The following is a 2,692-nucleotide window of genomic DNA, read 5'->3' on the forward strand; positions in this document are numbered from 1 at the left end:
GGGCTCGGGGTCGTCGCCGCGGCGGCCCTCGGCAGCGTGCCGCTGCTGCTCGGCGCGTTCCTCCTCTACGGCGCCGGCACGGCGACGAACCTCCAGGCCCGGTACGCGGGGACCGACCTCGCGCTCCCCGACCGCCGCGGGACGGCCGTCTCGTTCGCGATGGTCTCGACCACGCTCGGCGCGGTCGCCGGTCCGAACCTCGTCGCCCCGCTCGGCGACCTCGCGACCGGCCTGGGCCTGCCCGCGCTCGCCGGCCCGTTCCTCCTCGCAGGCGCCGCGTTCCTCGCGGCGGGCGTCGTCCTGCTCGTCCTGCTGCGTCCCGACCCCTACCTGGTCGCGCAGCGCCTCGACGCGGCGGCCACGCCGTCGACCGACGACGTCCCGGGACCCGTCGTCGCGCCGCCCGGGCGCGGTGTCGCGGTCGGCGCGACCGTCATGGTGCTCACGCAGGTCGCCATGGTCGCGATCATGACGATGACGCCCGTGCACATGCGCACCCACCACCACGACCTGACCGCGGTGGGCCTCGTCATCGGCATCCACGTCGGTGCGATGTTCCTGCCGTCCCTCGTCACCGGCCCGCTCGTCGACCGCGTCGGCCGCATCCCCATGGCGATCGCGTCCGCCGTGACGCTGCTGCTCGCAGGCGTCACCGCCGCGCTCGCCCCCGCCGACTCGATGCCGCTGCTCGTCGTCGCGCTCGCGCTGCTCGGCCTCGGCTGGAACTTCGGGCTCATCGCCGGCACGGCCCTGGTCGTCGACGCGACCGTCCCCGCGAACCGCGCCCGCACGCAGGGCTCGCTCGACGTCCTCATCGCCCTGGGCGGTGCGGGCGGCGGCGCGATGTCCGGCGTCGTCATGGCCGCCACGAGCTACGCGACGCTCTCGCTGATCGGGGGTGTGCTGTCGCTCCTGCTCCTGCCCGTGCTGCTGTGGACGCGACGCCCGGTGCCCGCACGCGTCTGAGGAAGCCGCGCGCCGGTGACGTCGCGCCGTTCGGGGGTCGGCCGGGCGAGCTCGGGCCTACGCTCCGCTCATGACCGACCACGACCGCGGCACCTCACCGATCCCCGGCGAGGACCGTCTCACCCTCGTCGTGATGGCCGTGATGACGGGGATCGCCGCCGTGTGGACCGTCGTCGGGCTGGTCGTCGCGCTCGCGGCGTCGGCCGGGTGGGCCGTCTTCTGGGTCGGCTTCCTGGTCCTCGTGATCGCGCTGCTCGGGCTCGGCTGGGCGGTGGTCACGCGTCGCGAGTACCTGCGGAAAGTCCGCAACGGCGACGTGATCGTGCGCGAGCCGTGGTCGGGCGCTGACCTGCTCCCGCCCGGCTGACCGCGCGGCACCTTCGGGCACCTCCCGCCCCGCCCTCCCGCCCCGAGCGCACGCACCCGGCGGGGAGCGGTGCCTACACTGACCGCGCCGTCGGCCGGTGGCCGCGGACTCCCCCCGAGCCCCGAGGAGCAGCCATGCGCGCGACCGTCATCCACGGCGAGCGGGACGTCCGCGTCGAGGACGTCGCGGACCCGGTCCTGCGCGAAGGCGGCAGCGGGCGCGACGCGGTCGTGCGGGTCGTCGCGGCGTGCGTGTGCGGGTCGGACCTGTGGACGTACCGCGGCGTGCAACCCGTACGGTCCCCCAAGCGCATCGGGCACGAGTTCATCGGGGTCGTCGAGCAGGTCGGCGACGTGGTCGAGCACGTCGCGGTCGGCGACGCCGTCATCGCGCCCTTCTACGTGTGCGACGGTACGTGCGTGAACTGCCGCAACGGCGTGAGCACGTCGTGCTTGCACGGCGGCTGGTGGGGCTCGAAGGACCGCGAGGGCGGCTTCGCCGACGGCGGCCAGGGCGAGCGCGTCCGGGTGCCGCTGGCCGACGGGACGCTCGTCGTCGTGCCGGGCGTCGACCTGGAGAGCGAGCCGGGCCGCGCGCTCGTCCCGCACCTGCTCACCTTGTCCGACGTCATGGGCACCGGTCACCACGCGGCCGTCTCGGGCGGTGTCGGCCCGGGCTCGACGGTCGCGGTGGTCGGGGACGGCGCGGTCGGCCTGTGCGCGGTCGCGGCCGCCCGCCGGCTCGGGGCGTCGCGGGTCGTCGCGATGTCCCGGCACCCGCAGCGGCAGGAGCTCGCGCGCGAGCTCGGTGCGACCGACGTCGTCCCGGAGCGGGGCGACGAGGGTGTCGCGCGGCTCAAGGAGCTCTTCGACGGCGTCGGCCCCGACGTCGTGCTCGAGTGCGTCGGGACGGCCGAGTCGATGGACCAGGCGCTGCGGTCGGCGCGGCCCGGCGGCCAGGTCGGCTTCGTCGGGGTCCCGGCCGGCGGTCCGGAGCTGCCGGTGCGGACGATGTTCGACACCAACGTCGGCGTGCGGGGCGGCGTCGCACCCGTGCGCGGCTACATCGAGGAGCTGCTGCCCGAGGTGCTCGACGGCCGCCTGCAGCCGGGCGTCGTGTTCGACCTCGAGCTCCCGCTCGAGGAGGTCGCCGAGGCGTACGCCGCGATGGACGAGCGGCGCGCGACCAAGGTGCTGCTGCGCCCCTGACGCCCGGCACGGACGCGCCCCCGTCCGGCGCACCGCAGCCCCTACCGTGTCCGCCGTGACCCGACTGCTGCCGCACGCCGCCGCCCTCTGCCTGCCCGCCCTGCTGCTCGCGGGGTGCTCGGGGGGCACCGGCGGACGCGGAGCCCGCGAC

At 76.0% G+C, this 2,692-nt stretch carries 3 protein-coding genes; all 3 read left to right on the forward strand.

Annotation, left to right across the window (positions count from 1 at the left end; genetic code table 11):
* The coding region (locus HGA02_RS15710; RefSeq protein WP_168680021.1) for an MFS transporter at positions 1–966 on the forward strand (966 nt) is incomplete at its 5' end.
* Positions 967–1,036: 70 nt separating this feature from the next.
* Positions 1,037–1,333, forward strand: a complete 297-nt coding sequence (locus tag HGA02_RS15715) for a hypothetical protein (protein ID WP_124341159.1) — start codon at positions 1,037–1,039, stop codon at positions 1,331–1,333.
* A gap of 134 nt (positions 1,334–1,467) precedes the next feature.
* Positions 1,468–2,541 (forward strand): zinc-dependent alcohol dehydrogenase family protein, encoded by a 1,074-nt coding sequence (locus HGA02_RS15720; RefSeq protein ID WP_168680022.1) that lies wholly within the window; start codon positions 1,468–1,470, stop codon positions 2,539–2,541.
* Positions 2,542–2,692 lie beyond the last annotated feature (151 nt).

The organism is Cellulomonas septica (genome assembly GCF_012396155.1).
Taxonomy (GTDB): domain Bacteria; phylum Actinomycetota; class Actinomycetes; order Actinomycetales; family Cellulomonadaceae; genus Cellulomonas; species Cellulomonas septica.